This is a genomic window from Leclercia sp. GLN_9 (assembly GCF_043105735.1).
Taxonomy (GTDB): domain Bacteria; phylum Pseudomonadota; class Gammaproteobacteria; order Enterobacterales; family Enterobacteriaceae; genus Enterobacter; species Enterobacter adecarboxylatus.
Map to the genome: position 1 here is coordinate 175,368 of NZ_JBICLV010000010.1, position 16,087 is coordinate 191,454.

The 16,087-nt window shown below is 57.0% G+C and carries 16 protein-coding genes; 4 read left to right on the top strand and 12 right to left on the bottom strand.

The window, feature by feature from the left end:
- The first annotated feature begins 181 nt into the window (after positions 1 to 181).
- Complete coding sequence (gene sbcD, locus ACF8PE_RS05875) at positions 182 to 1,387, top strand: exonuclease subunit SbcD (RefSeq protein ID WP_032616790.1); 1,206 nt, start codon at positions 182 to 184, stop codon at positions 1,385 to 1,387.
- Entirely contained in the window at positions 1,384 to 4,515 is a 3,132-nt protein-coding gene (gene sbcC, locus ACF8PE_RS05880; RefSeq protein ID WP_392494681.1) for an exonuclease subunit SbcC, read from the top strand. The genes sbcD and sbcC overlap by 4 nt, the downstream gene beginning before the upstream one ends.
- Before the next feature lie 76 nt (positions 4,516 to 4,591).
- Here the strand turns inward: sbcC and mak are convergent, their stop codons facing one another.
- Entirely contained in the window at positions 4,592 to 5,497 is a 906-nt protein-coding gene (gene mak / locus ACF8PE_RS05885; protein ID WP_392494682.1) for a fructokinase, read from the bottom strand.
- Positions 5,498 to 5,621: 124 nt separating this feature from the next.
- Here mak and rdgC point away from each other — a divergent pair, with 124 nt between their 5' ends.
- Positions 5,622 to 6,533 carry a recombination-associated protein RdgC gene (gene rdgC / locus ACF8PE_RS05890; protein ID WP_059309140.1) on the top strand — a complete coding sequence of 304 codons (912 nt, stop codon included), beginning with the start codon at positions 5,622 to 5,624 and terminating at the stop codon, positions 6,531 to 6,533.
- 44 nt (positions 6,534 to 6,577) lie between these two features.
- Here the strand turns inward: rdgC and ppnP are convergent, their stop codons facing one another.
- From ppnP to ACF8PE_RS05915, 5 genes are all read right to left on the bottom strand, one after another.
- Positions 6,578 to 6,862 (bottom strand): pyrimidine/purine nucleoside phosphorylase, encoded by a 285-nt coding sequence (gene ppnP, locus ACF8PE_RS05895; protein WP_032616787.1) that lies wholly within the window; start codon positions 6,860 to 6,862, stop codon positions 6,578 to 6,580.
- A gap of 72 nt (positions 6,863 to 6,934) precedes the next feature.
- A complete protein-coding gene (locus ACF8PE_RS05900) occupies positions 6,935 to 7,612 on the bottom strand; it encodes an AroM family protein (RefSeq protein WP_032616785.1) in 678 nt (225 codons plus the stop codon).
- A 237-nt stretch (positions 7,613 to 7,849) separates the two neighbouring features.
- Positions 7,850 to 8,041, bottom strand: a complete 192-nt coding sequence (gene yaiA / locus ACF8PE_RS05905) for a protein YaiA (protein ID WP_032616784.1) — start codon at positions 8,039 to 8,041, stop codon at positions 7,850 to 7,852.
- 46 nt (positions 8,042 to 8,087) lie between these two features.
- On the bottom strand, positions 8,088 to 8,612 hold the full coding sequence (gene aroL, locus ACF8PE_RS05910; RefSeq protein ID WP_059308624.1) for a shikimate kinase AroL: 525 nt from the start codon (positions 8,610 to 8,612) through the stop codon (positions 8,088 to 8,090).
- Positions 8,613 to 8,884: 272 nt separating this feature from the next.
- Positions 8,885 to 9,343 carry a YaiI/YqxD family protein gene (locus ACF8PE_RS05915; protein ID WP_392494683.1) on the bottom strand — a complete coding sequence of 153 codons (459 nt, stop codon included), beginning with the start codon at positions 9,341 to 9,343 and terminating at the stop codon, positions 8,885 to 8,887.
- A 149-nt stretch (positions 9,344 to 9,492) separates the two neighbouring features.
- On the opposite strand from ACF8PE_RS05915, the gene proC reads away from it, so the two are divergent.
- Entirely contained in the window at positions 9,493 to 10,302 is an 810-nt protein-coding gene (proC, locus tag ACF8PE_RS05920; protein ID WP_032616781.1) for a pyrroline-5-carboxylate reductase, read from the top strand.
- A gap of 14 nt (positions 10,303 to 10,316) precedes the next feature.
- On the opposite strand, the gene adrA is transcribed toward proC, so the two are convergent.
- The 6 genes from adrA to ACF8PE_RS05950 form a co-directional block, all read right to left on the bottom strand.
- Positions 10,317 to 11,432, bottom strand: a complete 1,116-nt coding sequence (gene adrA / locus ACF8PE_RS05925) for a diguanylate cyclase AdrA (RefSeq protein WP_098946226.1) — start codon at positions 11,430 to 11,432, stop codon at positions 10,317 to 10,319.
- Between the two features lie 90 nt (positions 11,433 to 11,522).
- Complete coding sequence (psiF, locus tag ACF8PE_RS05930) at positions 11,523 to 11,843, bottom strand: phosphate starvation-inducible protein PsiF (RefSeq protein ID WP_392494684.1); 321 nt, start codon at positions 11,841 to 11,843, stop codon at positions 11,523 to 11,525.
- An 89-nt stretch (positions 11,844 to 11,932) separates the two neighbouring features.
- A complete protein-coding gene (phoA, locus tag ACF8PE_RS05935) occupies positions 11,933 to 13,351 on the bottom strand; it encodes an alkaline phosphatase (RefSeq protein ID WP_077227008.1) in 1,419 nt (472 codons plus the stop codon).
- A 98-nt stretch (positions 13,352 to 13,449) separates the two neighbouring features.
- Positions 13,450 to 13,710 (bottom strand): anti-adapter protein IraP, encoded by a 261-nt coding sequence (gene iraP, locus ACF8PE_RS05940; RefSeq protein WP_032616777.1) that lies wholly within the window; start codon positions 13,708 to 13,710, stop codon positions 13,450 to 13,452.
- Positions 13,711 to 13,948: 238 nt separating this feature from the next.
- Positions 13,949 to 15,172: a multidrug efflux MFS transporter gene (locus tag ACF8PE_RS05945; protein WP_059308627.1), complete on the bottom strand. Its 1,224-nt coding sequence runs from the start codon at positions 15,170 to 15,172 to the stop codon at positions 13,949 to 13,951.
- Positions 15,173 to 15,305: 133 nt separating this feature from the next.
- On the bottom strand, positions 15,306 to 16,025 hold the full coding sequence (locus ACF8PE_RS05950) for an extensin family protein (RefSeq protein WP_204231109.1): 720 nt from the start codon (positions 16,023 to 16,025) through the stop codon (positions 15,306 to 15,308).
- Between the last annotated feature and the right edge of the window lie 62 nt (positions 16,026 to 16,087).

Below are 16,087 nucleotides of genomic sequence, written 5' to 3' on the forward strand. Positions count from 1 at the left end.
TTATTTAGGTTACATGTTTGTAATACGGCGTCATTATGCGTCAGATTTATGACAGATTTATGAAAAAGACGCCCACCAATAAAGGCAAACCGTTGTTTTCTGGTCGCCCTGATTGTAGCGGTTATCTTCCTTCCCCTGAATGTTTATAATCCCGCTTACATTTTTTTGCCACGGATCTGTTATGCGCATACTTCACACCTCGGACTGGCATCTGGGACAGAACTTCTACAGTAAAAGCCGCGCCGCCGAACATGAAGCCTTCCTCAGCTGGCTGCTTGAGATGGCGCAAACACACCAGGTGGACGCCATTCTCGTGGCCGGTGACATTTTCGATACCGGATCGCCGCCGAGCTATGCGCGAGAGCTGTATAACCGTTTCGTGGTGAACCTGCAAAAGACCGGGTGCCATCTGGTGATTGTGGCCGGTAACCATGATTCCGTGGCCACGCTGAATGAATCCCGTGAAATCCTGGCCTTTCTCAACACAACCGTGGTCGCCAGCGCCGGACATGGGCCACAAATTCTGCGCAAGCGTGACGGTACACCAGGGGCGGTGCTGTGCCCTATTCCGTTCTTACGCCCTCGCGACGTGATGAAAAGCCAGGCGGGTCTTTCAGGGATAGAGAAACAGCAGCAGCTGTTAACGGCTATCACCCATTATTACGCCGATCAATATACCGCCGCCTGCCAGCTGCGCGGCGACAGCGTCCTGCCGATCATTGCCACCGGGCATCTTACCACCGTGGGTGCCAGTAAAAGTGACGCGGTACGTGACATCTACATCGGGACGCTGGATGCCTTCCCCGCGCAGCACTTCCCGGCGGCCGACTATATTGCGCTGGGCCACATCCACCGCGCACAGAAGATTGGCGGCTGCGAGCATATTCGTTATTGCGGCTCCCCTATTCCCCTCAGCTTCGATGAAACCGGCAAAAGCAAATGCGTGCATCTGGTGAGCTTCGATCACGGCAAGCTCAGTGCCGTCGAATCCCTTGACGTGCCCATTACCCAGCCGCTGGCGGTACTGAAGGGCGATCTGGCGGCTATCGCCGCCCAGCTGGAGCAGTGGCGCGGCGTGAAGCAGACGCCTCCCGTCTGGCTGGATATCGAAATTGCCACCGAGGAGTATCTGCACGACATGCAGCGTAAAATTCAGCACCTGACGGACGATCTGCCGGTGGAGGTGCTACTGGTGCGGCGCAGTCGCGAGCTGCGCGAGAAACTCCTCGCCAACAGCCTGCGTGAAACCCTCAGTGAGCTGCGGGTGGAGGAGGTCTTTGAGCGCCGCCTGGCGCAGGAGACCCTCGACGACGCACAGCGGGCCAGGTTAAACGAGCTGTTCAGCCATGCCCTGCATGCCCTTGATAACGAGGAGGACAACGCATGAAAATTCTCAGCCTGCGCCTGAAAAACCTCAACTCACTCAAGGGCGAATGGAAAATCGACTTTACCGCCGAGCCATTCCTCAGCAACGGCCTGTTTGCCATCACCGGCCCCACCGGTGCCGGGAAAACCACCCTGCTTGATGCCATCTGCCTGGCGCTGTACCACGAGACGCCGCGCCTGAATACGGTCTCACAATCGCAAAACGATCTGATGACCCGCGACACCGCCGAATGTCTGGCGGAGGTGGAGTTTGAAGTCAAAGGGGTAGCCTATCGCGCTTTCTGGAGCCAGAACCGGGCGCGTAATCAGCCGGACGGCAATCTCCAGGCTCCGCGCGTGGAGCTGGCCCAGTGCGAAGACGGCAAAATCCTCGCGGATAAAGTGAAGGATAAACTGGAGCTTGTCGCCTCGCTGACCGGCCTGGACTATGACCGCTTTACCCGCTCGATGCTGTTATCCCAAGGGCAGTTTGCCGCCTTCCTCAACGCCAGGCCAAAAGAGCGCGCCGAGCTGCTGGAGGAGCTGACCGGCACCGAAATTTACGGCCAGATCTCGGCGATGGTGTTTGAAAAACATAAAGCGGCCCGCAGCGAACTGGAGCGGCGTGAAGCCCAGGCCGCCGGGGTGATGTTACTCAGCGAGGAGCAACAACAGCAGCTTCAGCAAGGTTTGCAGGTACTTACTGACGAAGAACATCAGCTCCTGGCCCAACAGCAGGCGCAGCAGAAAGATTATCACTGGCTGACTCGCCACGATGAGTTATTGCGCGAGCAGCAGCAGGCGATGGCCGCGCAGCAGCAGGCGCAGCAGGCCCTGACCGACGCGACTCCCGAGCTGGAAAAGCTGCATCTGGCCCAGCCTGCCGCGCTGCTGCGCCCGCAGTGGGAGCGGCAGCAGGAGCAGACCGCCCGCCTGGCACAAACAGAACAGCAGATGCTGGATGTGAATACTCGCTTACAGTCCAGCGAGGCGCTGCGCGCCAGGATCCGCAACGGGGCGTTGCGGGCGCGTGATCAACTGCAAACCGAGTTCACCACTCTGACGCAGTGGCTGACCGACCACGACCGCTTCCGTCAGTGGGGTCAGGAGATGGCGGGCTGGCGGGCGCACTTTGCCCAGCTGAATCGCGATAAAACGCAGCTCGCGACGCTGACCCGTCGTATCGCGGAATTACGTCACAAGCTGGCGGCCTTGCCGGAAAACACGCTCACGCTCACGGCGGAGCAAGTCGCCGCCGAAATGGCGCTGCAAACCCAGTCCCGTGCGGCGCGCCAGCATCTGACCACCCTGCACGCCCGTTATCAGCCCCTGCAAAAGCGACTCAGCCAGAATGGCGAAAGTGTGCAAAAGGCGCAGAGTGAGCTGGCAAAACTGAACGACGTGCTGACCCTGCGCCGCCAGCAGTACAAAGAGAAAAATCAGCACTACCTTGATCTCAAACTGTTATGCGAGCAGGAAGAGAAGATCAAAAAGCTGGAGAGTTATCGGGCTGAACTCGAGGCCGGCAAACCCTGCCTGCTCTGCGGCTCCACCGAACATCCGGCGATCGCCCAGTATCAGGCCTTAGCGCTTACCGAAAACCAGCGTCGCCGGGAGGCGATGGAAAAAGAGGTCGCCGCCCTCAAAGAGGAAGGTCTGCTGGTGCTGGGCCAGGTGAATGCCCTCACCACGCAGCTGCAGCGGGAAACCGCCGAGGCGCAGACACTGGCCCAGGACGCGCAGGTGCTGACTGAGGAGTGGCAGAAGGTATGCGCTTCCCTGACGGTGAGTCTGAATATTGAGGACGATATCGCCCCCTGGCTGAATCAGCAGGAGCAGTACGAACAGCAGCTTTACCAGCTTAGCCAGCGTCTGACGCTGCAAAACCAGCTAAGCGAAGAGGAAGCTCAGGAACAAAGCTATCACCAGCAGCTGGCGGCAACGCGCAGCGCCATGGAGACCTCGCTTCAGGCGATGTCGCTGGCGATGCCTGATGACGGTGCGGAGTCAGCCTGGCTCGCTGAACGTGAAAAAGAGTCGCAGCACTGGCAGGCACAGCAATCTGAGCATAGCGCCCTGCGGGAACGCATCACTGCGCTGGCACCGCTGCTGGAGACCCTGCCGGCAGCGGAGTCGGATGAAGCAGAAACCGTTATCCCGGCGAACTGGCGCGACATCCATACCGAATGTGTCTCGCTACAGAGCCAGCTTGCCACTCTGCAACAGCAGCACAAACTGGAAAGTGAACGTCTGCAGCACGCTCAGGCGCAGTTTGCCGCCGCGCTGGCCGCCAGCGTCTTTAGCGATCGCGACGCGTTTCTCGCGGCCCTGCTGGATGACAGCACCCTTCACCGTCTCGAGCAGTTGAAACAGACCCTGGAAAATCAGATCCAGCAGGCCACGGCGCTGCTCCAGAAGGCAGGCCAGCGGCTAAATGAGCATCTGGAACAACGACCGGAGGGGCTGAGTGCCGACGCGCCGGTTCTCCAGGCGCAGTTACAGCAGCTTGCGCAGAAGCTGCGTGAAAACACCACCCGTCAGGGGGAGATCCGCCAGCAGCTCAAACAGGACAGCGATAACCGCCTGCACCAGCAGGCGCTGATGCAGGAAATCGAGTCCGCGGCCCGGCTGGCGGATGACTGGGGTTACCTCAACGCGCTGATCGGCTCCAGAGAGGGAGATCGCTTCCGTAAGTTTGCCCAGGGCTTAACCCTCGACAATCTGGTGTGGCTCGCCAACCAGCAGTTGACCCGCCTGCATGGCCGCTACCTGTTGCAACGCAAGGCCAGCGACGCGCTGGAGCTGGAAGTGATGGATACCTGGCAGGCGGATGCCGTGCGCGACACCCGCACGCTTTCCGGGGGAGAAAGTTTCCTCGTGAGTCTGGCGCTGGCCCTGGCACTCTCCGACCTGGTAAGCCACAAAACCCAAATTGACTCGTTGTTCCTCGATGAGGGCTTCGGCACGCTGGACAGCGAAACGCTGGATACCGCCCTGGATGCGCTGGATGCACTGAATGCGAGCGGGAAGACCATCGGCGTGATCAGCCACGTCGAAGCGATGAAAGAGCGCATCCCGGTGCAAATCAAGGTGAAGAAGATTAACGGGCTGGGGTATAGCAGGCTGGATAAGGTGTTTGCAGTGGAGTAGAGATTTGACGGTGCGGTCTTTACCCTCTTGCCTGCTTTCACAGGGATAGAGGGGAAAGACCGCCCCCGTCATTATATCAATGCGGCCACAACCACGCCGCGCCGCGCACGCCGCTGGAGTCGCCGTGCACCGCTTTGCGGATCGGCGTTTCACATTCGCCGCCAAACACCCACTGCTTCACTAGCTGCGGAACGGTGGTGTACAAACGATCCACGTTGCTCATTCCGCCGCCCAGGACAATTACATCCGGGTCGAGGATATTGACCACGTGCGCCAGCGATTTTGCCAGCCGCATTTCGTAGCGACTGAGCGCCAGTTCCGCCACCGGATCGTGCTCCTCTACCAGCCGCATGATCTCATTGCCTTTCAGCGGATGCCCGCTTAAACGACGATAGTCGGTAGCAAAGCCGGTGCCGGAAATAAAGGTCTCGATACAGCCCTGTTTTCCGCAGTAGCACGGCACTTCGGCACGGTACTTTAGCTCATCCTCATCCATCCACGGCAGCGGGTTGTGGCCCCACTCGCCTGCGGTGCCGTTACCGCCAATATGGGAACGACCGCCAAAGGCCACGCCTGCCCCGCAGCCGGTGCCGATGATCACCGCAAAAACCGTCTGCGCGCCCGCCGCGGCGCCGTCGATCGCCTCCGACACGGCCAGGCAGTTAGCGTCATTCGCCAGCCGCACTTCCCGGTTCAGGTGCTGGCTTAAATCGCGGTCGAAAGGCTGGCCGTTGAGCCAGGTCGAGTTAGCATTTTTCACCACGCCGGTATAGGGCGAAATCGAACCTGGAATGCCCATACCGACAGTGCCCGTCTGACCGGTTGCTTTTTCGGCCATCTCCACCAGCGTGGCGATGGTTTCGATGGTCTGCCGATAGTCGTCACGCGGGGTCGGGAGGCGATGGCGGAACAGCTGTTCCCCCTGCTCGCCCAGGGCAATCACTTCTGTTTTAGTGCCACCGAGATCAATACCTATACGCACAGAACGCTCCTCATTTTTTTGATTATCAACAGAGTAGAAGCCCGCTACCCGATTAGCAATGCAAGCGATGCGACAATTCGCTATCATGCCCGCTGAATTAAACGACAAGACCGTGGAAATTATCATGCTGTGGTTCAAAAATTTGATGGTTTACCGTCTCAGCCGTGACGTGCCGCTGCGCGCCGACGAGATGGAAAAACAGTTAGACCTTTACGCATTTACCCCGTGTGGCAGCCAGGACATGGCGAAAACCGGATGGGTTCCGCCTATGGGATCACAGAGCGATGCGCTGACCCACACCACCAATGGTCAAATCATCATCTGCGCGCGTAAGGAAGAGAAGATCCTGCCGACGCCGGTCGTGAAACAGGCGCTGGAAGCCAAAATCTCCAGGCTGGAAGCCGAACAGGGCCGTAAGCTGAAAAAAACGGAAAAAGATTCGCTGAAAGATGAAGTTCTGCACTCGTTGCTGCCGCGTGCCTTTAGCCGCTTCAGCCAGACAATGATGTGGATCGACACGGTTAACGGCCTGATTATGGTCGACTGCGCCAGCGCTAAAAAAGCGGAAGATACCCTGGCCTTGCTGCGTAAAAGCCTCGGTTCTCTGCCGGTGGTGCCGCTGACGATGGAAAACCCAATCGAGCTGACCCTCACCGAGTGGGTGCGAGCCAACAACGTCCCGCAGGGCTTCCAGTTGCTGGACGAAGCCGAGCTAAAAGCGATCCTTGAAGATGGCGGCGTGATCCGCGCCAAGAAGCAGGAGCTGGTCAGCGACGAGATTGCGGTGCATATCGAAGCCGGCAAGCTGGTGACCAAGCTGGCGCTCGACTGGCAGCAACGCATTCAGTTCATGATGTGTGACGATGGCTCCATTAAGCGCCTGAAGTTCTCCGATGAGCTGCGCGATCAGAACGACGATATCGACCGGGACGACTATGCCCAGCGTTTTGATGCTGACTTCATTCTGATGACGGGTGAACTGGCGGCGTTGATTCAGAGCGTAGTAGAAGGGTTAGGTGGCGAAGCACAGCGTTAATGCTTTACGCCAGAAATCGGAGCCGGGTTAACCCGGCTCTTTTTTTATAGATAACGACACAGATAGGAGGAGGGTTCAGCCACCTGCAGATGGAATTCGCTATGACCTGGTACGTTGAAAACATCGCCCGGGTTATACACTTTCCACTCTGTTTCCCCTGGCAATAACACTTTCAGCGAACCGCTGACCACGGTCATCTCTTCAGGCTGCGCGGTACCGAAGGCATACTCCCCTTCCGCCATCACGCCAACACTGGCACGGCCAGTAATGCTGCTGGTAAAACCAATGGACTTCACTTTACCGGAAAAGTATTCATTACTCTGAAGCATGGACGGGTCCTTATTGTCATTGGATGTGAATCCAATATAGGGGCGACTCTCCATGCCTGTCACGCAAAATCATCAGACCAGCAATTCCGAGGCCAGGCGGGCGACCAGCACGTTTGACAGCAGCACCGGCACATCCAGGTGTTTTTGCAGTAAATCCCGGTGATGCTGATGGAAACCAAGGCAGTCGAGCATAAGAACGTCTGCGCCGCGCTCCAGCAGATCGCGTCCGGCGGCGATCAGTTTCGTTTCGCTGTCCCAGAACGGATTCGCTACAGAAAGCAGCGGCGTATTGACCAGCCCGCGCCACTTCTGCGATTGGGTTTCCAGCAGCTCTTCGATCGGCACGATCACCCCAACCTGATGGCTGTCGACGATCGATCCTACCAGCGGCGGGATGATCCGCATCGGCTCCAGCAGGATCGCATTACGGGCGACGAGGCCGGTAATGGGTGCGGTGCTCATTAACAGAATAACTTCATAGCCCTGGTTATCGAGCACTTCGATAACGCTTTGCAGGGCGCGCTCGATCTTTGGAAGCGAGACGTTGCCCAGCTTACCGTCGCTAAGCAGAGTCGGCAGAAGCACCTCGCCCGCTTCAGGTGCATAGTCTTCCATGACCTCTTCCCGGCTCAGCGTGCCGAGTAGACTGTGGTGTGTAATTTGTTGCTCAGAAATATGCTCCGTTAAGAGCGGGAGCACTTCGCTTACCGGGACTACCCCAATGGTGAGGATCGCCAACGTCGCTTTCATTGTTCTCGCCTTACTAACTACTACCGACCGGGACACAGAGACAGGCTCGCTTCGCTGTACAGTGCGCTGTTCAGAAAAAGTGCTGAAAAGCGTAGCAGTTGATTAACGCACCGGAATGTAAAGATCAGCGAGCCTGACAGGATGTGTCTGTAAAGCCTGTACATTACCCTCCGAGTAAAGTTATCGCTTTTTAAATAGTGTGACTACGGTATCTTTTTTTCCGCTTTAAGATTTTGTTCAGGCTTTATCAGGGTCTTCGTAACGCACTTTGGCATCCTGCGCTTCCTGCTCCGTTTCGTGCTCGCTGATCAGCGAATCGGGTTTCGGGTGGTCGGCACGCAGCTGATACCAGGTGACAGTCTGGCCCGTCGCGCCTTTCTCAACGGCAACAATACGGGCTTCACGCGGATAGGGAGGTCTGGTTGGCATAGTTCATCCTTTTTTTTCATGGCTGAACTATCAGTATAGACATCAGTTAGCTAGCGCAAGCCAGATGCAGTGCGGTTACGATGTTTTGCACTACTTCGGCCGGTGGCAGGGACGCATCCACCACGTGATGAGCGGCTTCACGATAGAGGGCGTCGCGCTCTGCCAGCACGGCACTCACCTCTTCGCTGATGGGCTTACCGGTCAGGGTTGGGCGCTGGCCCTCTTCCGGGGAGGCTTCGAGGCGTTCCACCAGCACCGGCACCGGCGCGCAAAGGTAAATGACGATGCCTTTCTCGCGCATAAACTGCCGGTTATACGCCGACAAAATAATGCCGCCACCGGTAGCAATGATGCCAGCACCCGCCGCCACCGCCTCGAGTGTCGCCGTCTCGCGGGCGCGGAAACTCTCCCACCCTTCTTGTTCAACAATCTCGGCAATGCTCTGACCGGCATGGGTCTGCAACCAGTGGTCGGTGTCAACAAAATCGCTCTGGCACAGACGCGCCAGTTCCAGACCAACGGTCGTTTTTCCACAGCCGCGGGGGCCAATTAAAAAAATAGGCTGGGTCATAACCAGGTGTTCCCCTTAAGGCCGCAGGCGTGCGGTGGGTGAAGTCGAAAAGAGTGCCATGATATCATTAAGCTAGTACATAAGTAATCGTAAAACATTTATTACATCAGGCGTGGCATTAATATGCCATATCAGTCAATGCTATAGAGAGTCAGGGAAGATCCTGTAAAGAAATAGTTGCACTGACGGTGCGCTCACCTTACCTGAACCCACCCGCCATTGACAACCCCGGAAGGGAGTAATAGTGGCAGACGCCTATGTCACTATGATGATTACCCCTGACGGCGCTTCACTTCCAGCAGCCATTTATCGAGTTCGGCGGCAAAGAGCTGTCTGTCGCGCTGAGACAAACTGTCCGGCCCACCGGTCTGGACGCCACTGGCGCGCAGAGTATCCATGAAATCGCGCATCGTCAGCTTTTCACGGATGGTGGCCGGGGAGTAACGTTCCCCGCGCGGGTTCAGCGCCGTCGCCCCTTTCTCCAGCACTTCTGCCGCCAGCGGGATATCGGCGGTGATCACCAGGTCTCCGGCGCTGCACTGACGCACGATTTCGTTATCGGCCACGTCAAAACCTGCTGGAACACGCAGGGTACGAATAAAGCGGGACGGCGGCACGCGCAGGTTCTGATTCGCCACCAGCGTCATTGGCATCTGTACGCGCTCGGCGGCACGAAACAGGATCTCTTTAATGACATTCGGACACGCATCGGCATCCACCCAAATCGCCATCTTCTCTCTCCGGTATAGAACAGGAGCCTATTGTCGCCTGCTTTTCCCGCCAGGCAAAGTAACGGATGGGGCGGATGCTTTAATGCTGCGTAAAAAACCGCGATAGGCTAAAGTTCCACACACATAACAAAGCCTAAGAGGGAGACGTGATGGAGAAGAAAATCGGTTTTATTGGCTGCGGTAATATGGGCAAAGCCATTCTCGGCGGTCTGATTGCCAGCGGGCAGGTGCTGCCCGGCCAGATTTGGGTCTATACCCCGTCGCCGGACAAAGTCGCCGCTCTGCACGATCAGTACGGGATCAACGCCGCGCAAAGCGCCCAGGAAGTGGCTCAGGTCGCCGATATCGTCTTTGGCGCAGTGAAGCCGAACATGATGGTGAAAGTCCTGAGCGACATCACTTCCAGCCTCAACAAAGAGACGCTGGTGGTCTCTATCGCCGCAGGCGTTACCCTCGATCAGCTGGCGCGTGCGCTGGGCCATGACCGTAAAATTGTCCGCGCCATGCCCAACACGCCGTCGCTGGTCAACGCGGGCATGACCTCCATCACGCCGAACGCGCTGGTGACCGCCGAAGAAGTTGCCGATGTGCTCAACATTTTCCGCTGCTTCGGTGAAGCCGAAGTAATTGCCGAGGCGATGATCCACCCGGTGGTCGGGGTCAGCGGGTCAGCGCCTGCCTACGTATTTATGTTTATTGAAGCGATGGCCGATGCGGCCGTTCTGGGTGGGATGCCGCGTGCGCAGGCCTATAAATTTGCCGCACAGGCGGTGATGGGATCTGCCAAAATGGTGCTCGAAACCGGCAAGCATCCGGGCGAACTGAAAGATATGGTCTGTTCCCCTGGCGGCACCACCATCGAAGCGGTGCGGGAACTGGAAGCGCGCGGCTTCCGTGCCGCCGTCATTGAAGCCATGAACAAGTGCATGGAAAAATCAGAGCTGTTGAGTAAGTCCTGACCGACTGCCGGACGTCAGGCCGCCACTTCGGTGCGGTTACGTCCGGCGTTTTTCGCTTTGTAGAGCGCGATATCCGCCGCTTTAAGCCACTCCTGGTAATGCACCATCGACGTCGTGAGTGGCGCAACGCCGACGCTGATGGAAATCTTTACCTGCGGCATTCCCGGCAGATGTAAATCTGCCAGCCTTTCATGCACCCGCGACATCGCCGCAATGGCGCTTTCCGCTGTCGTACCGCTCATGATCACCGCGAACTCATCTCCGCCAAACCGGCCAATCATATCGCTGGCGCGTAATGTGAGCTGCAGCTGGCGGGTGACGGCGACAATCGCCAGGTCGCCAACGTCATGGCCCCAGCTGTCATTAATGTTCTTGAAGTGATCGATATCGATCAGCAGAAGCGTGGCGCTACGGTGGTAGCGGCGGTAATTTTCATATTCCGTGCGCAGTAACACTTCCCAGTGACGACGGTTAAAGACGCCGGTCATGCCGTCCAGGGTACTCATCAACTCAAGCCGTCGCTTATGTTCCACCAGACGACGGGTGGTCTGGAAACTCATCCAGGCAAACAGCATCGGGTAACAGACGATCACCGGCAGGGCGAGTCCAATCTCCAGCGGCGTGCTGACGTAGTCCGGCGTTACGTGGGTGAGTTGCAAAGCGATCAGCGCGGCCAGCGCGGTCATTATCACCCCGGGGCCGTACAGGCGGATCCCGCCCACGCCTATCAGGTTCATGCTTATCATCATGACCAGCGCCGCGCTGGGCATGGCATTAACCCCCATCACCCCAATCCAGACCCCGGCCATAATGGCGTCCACTCTGAGGTTAAACATCTCGCTACTATGCGGATCGGAAGAACGCGCAGCTATTTGCCAGGCCAGATGGGGCCAGACGAACGCCCAGCCCACCAGCAGTAGCCACCAGACGCCGTTGACCGGCTGCGAGACCAGCACGCTGGCAATCGGGATAAAGAGAATTGCCAGACCCACCGCACGCGGCCAACGGAGCCGACGCGCCAGGCGGATACCCGAGCGGTGATGTTCATCTGCGGTACGCGCATGAATAATCCCTTCCCGGGCATAGACTTTGCTGTAAAAGTTTTCATCATTCATAATTTTTGGGAACACTCAAAAGCATTTTCCCAAATTATAGAAAGGCTTACTTGAGGCTAAGTATGATATTTCGGGTGAGCCGCCTGGCTCGCTCACCCGTTTGAACTAGCCTTTTTTCTTCAGACAGGCGCTCATAAACTTATTCCGGTCGTCGCCTTTGAGCGATTGTTGGGTCGCCTGATCGTTACATTCACGCATCCTTTGTTGCTGTGGCGTCAGGCTTTTTTCGGCAGGTTTAGAGGAGGCATTTTTCAGACAGTCGCTCATGTAGGTCTTACGGGAATCGCCCTTCAGGGCCTGAGCAGTCGCCTGTTGATTGCAGGTGGTCATACGTTGCTGCTGCGGGTTGGGCTGTTGATTCTGCGCCCAGGCAGGGGTTAGCGTAAACAGACCCAGGAGCAGCGTAGCCAGCAGTGTGATTTTCATAGCACTATCCTTCTGTGGATGATCACAGTAAGTCTGGTTCGTGCTGGTGAAAAAACCACCCGGCAGGCGATTTTCCTGCCGGGTGTTGCTTATTTAAGACCTAACGCGGCTTGCATGGTGTAGAACAGATCGGTTTGATCCGTCAGGCCAATCACATTGGCGGCATGCGGACCGTAGGCCGCGATACGCAGCTGGCTGCCGGTATGCTCCATCGACTCCCCTTCCGCGTTGCCGTAGCTCATCGCCATCACGGCACCGTCTTTGGTGGTCAGCGCCTGCGTCAACCCCGGTGCTTTGGTATCCGGCGCGACAATCTGGCTGGAGTGGGCGTGATCTGCAGTGACAATCACCAGCGTATTGCCATCCTGCTTCGCAAACGCCAGCGCCTTCTGCACGGCCTCATCCAGATCGACGGTTTCGCCAATCTGCCCGCACGGGTTCGCGGCATGATCCTGCTTATCGATCGAGGCACCTTCTACCTGCAGGAAGAAGCCTTTTTCGTTTTTGCTCAACAGGGAGATCGCTTTGTCAGTCATCGCCGCTAAGGTTGGCACGCTATCATTGCGCTGTGGATTAGGCGTACAGGTGACGGGAGGCTTATCGAGATTGCCATGATAGCTGGCTTTCGGCCCTTCCCAACGCACCGGCATATTGCCTTCGGCAAACAGCCCCAGCAGCGGCTTATCCTGGCCCGCGTCGGTAATGGCGGCGAGGGATGCGGCATCGCTTACCAGCTGATAGCCGCGCGCCTGAGCCTGCTCACGCAGGGTTTTGCCCTGCCATTCGCCGGTAGTGGCGGTTTCTGCGAAGGTCTTCGCGCCGCCGCCAAGGGTAACATCGGCGCGGGCGTTCAGCAGTTGTTCGGTAATGGAGCCTTTTCCGCCTTTTTCCAGCGCGTTGCTGGCGCATTTTTCACTGGTCACGGACGGGCCGTAGCATTTACGCGAGGTCACATGGGCGACCAGCGCTGCGGGTGTCGCATCCTGCAATTCGGCGGTGGAGACGTTGCCGGTAGCCAGCCCCGCCGCTTTCGCCATCTCAAGGATGGTCTGATGATCTTTTTCGTGGATATCAACGCCCAGCGCGCCATTATAGGTTTTTACGCCTGTGGTCCACGCCGTTGCGGAGGCCGCGGAGTCGGTCACGTAATCGGGTTTGCCCGTTTTTTTATCCAGCGCATAGTGAGTATATTGTCCGGTCAACGGCAGGGCATCGATGCCTTTAAAAAAGCCGCCCGCGCCTTCGGCATAATTTCGTGCCGCTGTTATTTCGGAGTCGCCCATCCCGTCGCCAATCAGCAGAATAATATTTTTGGCTGGCTTGTCATTCAGTGATGCACGTATTGCCGCAGTCTGATCCTCTGACAGACGGCGAGCGCCGCCAGGTTGAGTGATATCCCCCTGCGCGGCACGATTATCCAGAACCGTGGTCGGTGCCACAGTTTCAGCATAAATTGTAGGGGTAACCAGCAAGGAAAGTAATGCGATATAAAGTGCGCTCTGTTTCACTTATTTTCTCCATGTAAAAATACATAAAAAATAAAACAGAGCGACTATAGGCAACCGATGTGACGGTTCTATGACGGGGAATTACATCATATGACCGTTCAGCTGCGCGGGTGCCGTAACAGCTTTTTTACGTATTGTTGCAGCATCTCGCTGTCCTCAACAGATACCTGTTTATCTGGCCGAACCTCATCCAGCGCGCCTTCCACACTGTCGATCAGCGCCTGCTGCTCACTTTTCGCCATCTGACGTAACAGTGCAGTCACCACAATTTCGAGCGCTTCGACCTGGGCTACCAGCTCTTTCGACTCTTCTTCCTTTTGGGCAAGCTTAAGCAATAACTCAGCAATGAGATTTTTCACAGCGGTATTTCCTTATGTGGTTTTTTCCGACGTTATCATTATGCCTGAGGATTGCAAAGTGGCTAAAAGTACTATTTTTAAGCCAAAACTTATTCCCGATTAAATAGTCTGCGCGACGTCAAATAAAAGGTTTCTTTAAATGAAATTCAAATCGTCGTGACAACGCAATATAAACGCAGAACCATCATTTTTAATTATGGATAACGACAGTCCTGCTTAACTATCTTATACAGCAGCGCTACAACCGCTTAATCTGGCGCGTTCGATCTTCCTGCTGACGACGCCGCCGCATAGCCCATGCAAGCTGGATAATATTCAGCAATATCACCACCGCAGTGGCGAAAAATACCCAGCGGAATCCGGCCATCGCCGAGACCGCCGCCCCCATCAACGGCCCGGCAACGTTCCCCAGATACATAAACGATTGGTTATAGCCGAAGATGCGCCCGGTCACCCGATCGCTGGAGTATTTTATCAGCAGGGTTTGCACCGCAGGCAGCATGGCACCATCGGCAAAGCCCAGCAGGAAACGCAGCACCCCAAGCTGGAAGGGCGTGGTGACAAAGGACATGGCGAAAAAGAGGACCACCGCCACAACAAGCGTCGCCATCAGAATGCGACCAGTGCCGATGCGATCCCCCAGCTTGCCCAGACGTGGGGCAGACATCAGCGCCGAAATGCCCGGCACGGCGGCAATCATCCCGCTGAGGAAGGCAATATTGCTGCTCTCTGGCGCCATCGACTGAATAAACAGCGCGAGGATCGGCCCGACCGAACCATTGCAGAGCTGGATCACCATGGTGGTGACAAACAGGCTAATCATCAGCCAGGGATAGGGTAACGACGCAAATACCGCCTTACCGCTCAGACGTTCCGCTTTGCTCACGCTCGGGCGTGCGCCCTCTTTAATCAGAAACAGCGTCACCAGAAAACTGATCACCAGCAGGACGGCGGTGATGAGGAACACCGCGCGAAGCCCCACGTGATCAGCCAGAAAGCCGCCCATCAGCGGGCCGCCAATTACGCCGCTGATCTGTGCCGTTGAGAGCGTGCTGATGGCCCAGCCACTGCGCTCACGGGGCACCTGCGATGCCACCAGCGCCATGGCGTTCGGAATATAGCCGGACGTCAGCCCCATCAGCGCCCGCAGCAGGAACAATTGCCAGACGTTGGTGGCAAAGGCCTGGAGCAGGATCGCAATCGCCATCCCCAGCGAGGCGCGCAGCAGCATCAGCTTGCGCCCTTTACGATCGGCAAGGCTGCCCCACATCGGTGAGACGATAGCTGAAACCAGAAAAGTGACGCTGAAGGTCAGCCCCGACCACATTGACAGCGCCTCATGGGAGGAGACGCCAAGCTGGGACACATACAGCGGCAAGAAGGGTAAAATCTGGCTGATGGCGAGGCCGGTGAAAAAACAACCAAACCAGACCGAAATGAGGTTAACTTTCCAGGATTCCATAGGCGGATACTGTCTACATTTTGCGTGAATTCGCTATCAGATTAGCAAGTTACGATGCGCCGAAAGTTATTAGAGATGCGCCTGCCGCGACTTTGGGGTTTTATCTTCCCAGTCATCATATTTGTGAAACATGTCACATATTTTTGCCTTTTGTCTGGTGATTTATGCTTTGCGGACAGTAACCAAAACCCCGCATCCCGAGATGGAAATGGTTGGCGTGGGCGGCATTGTAGTCCGGGCCGAGGGCATTGCCGAAATAGCCGCAACTGGCGTCCAACAGCGCGCGCAGCCACGGGCCGGAGGTGGCGTTTTCCCAGCCGCGCAAGACCGAGATCCGCTGCCCGTTCTCAAGGGTGAAACCGCTGATATCCAGCGCCTGAGCGCTAGCATGTTCGCTGCGCCGGGCATTGGGGCGATGATAGATATTCCGGCAGGCAAAGCTGCCGAGGTGCTCAACGCGCGACAGGCTGCTGCCCATCATGGTTTCGGTCAGGGGCCGGGCTTGCTGGTTGATGAACAGCGCCGAACTGAGGGCCAGCGGGCAGCTGGCTAGAAAACTGCTGCTAAGGCTGACGCGGCCAAAACTCCGCACCCGCACCACATCACTTAGCGGACACTCCCCCGCGCTGTCGGCCACCGACTGGGTACGGATCAGCTGGCGCGCATTGGCCTGCGCCAGCAGTATTTCACAATGTTCAGGGGTCAGGCGACGCAGCTTAAACTGGGTCAACGTGCCGGGGGGATCGTCGAGGGTTAGCGGCACAAAGGGGTTGTAATACGACGGCAGCCAACGGTAGCCCGCGATGGCCGCAGCAATGACAGCAAGACAGATAATCAGGCTTTTCCCTTTCACTCACCCTCCTGAAACAATGTGCCAAAACATTATGGCAGAAGGCGGCGAATCCCGCCGGGCAT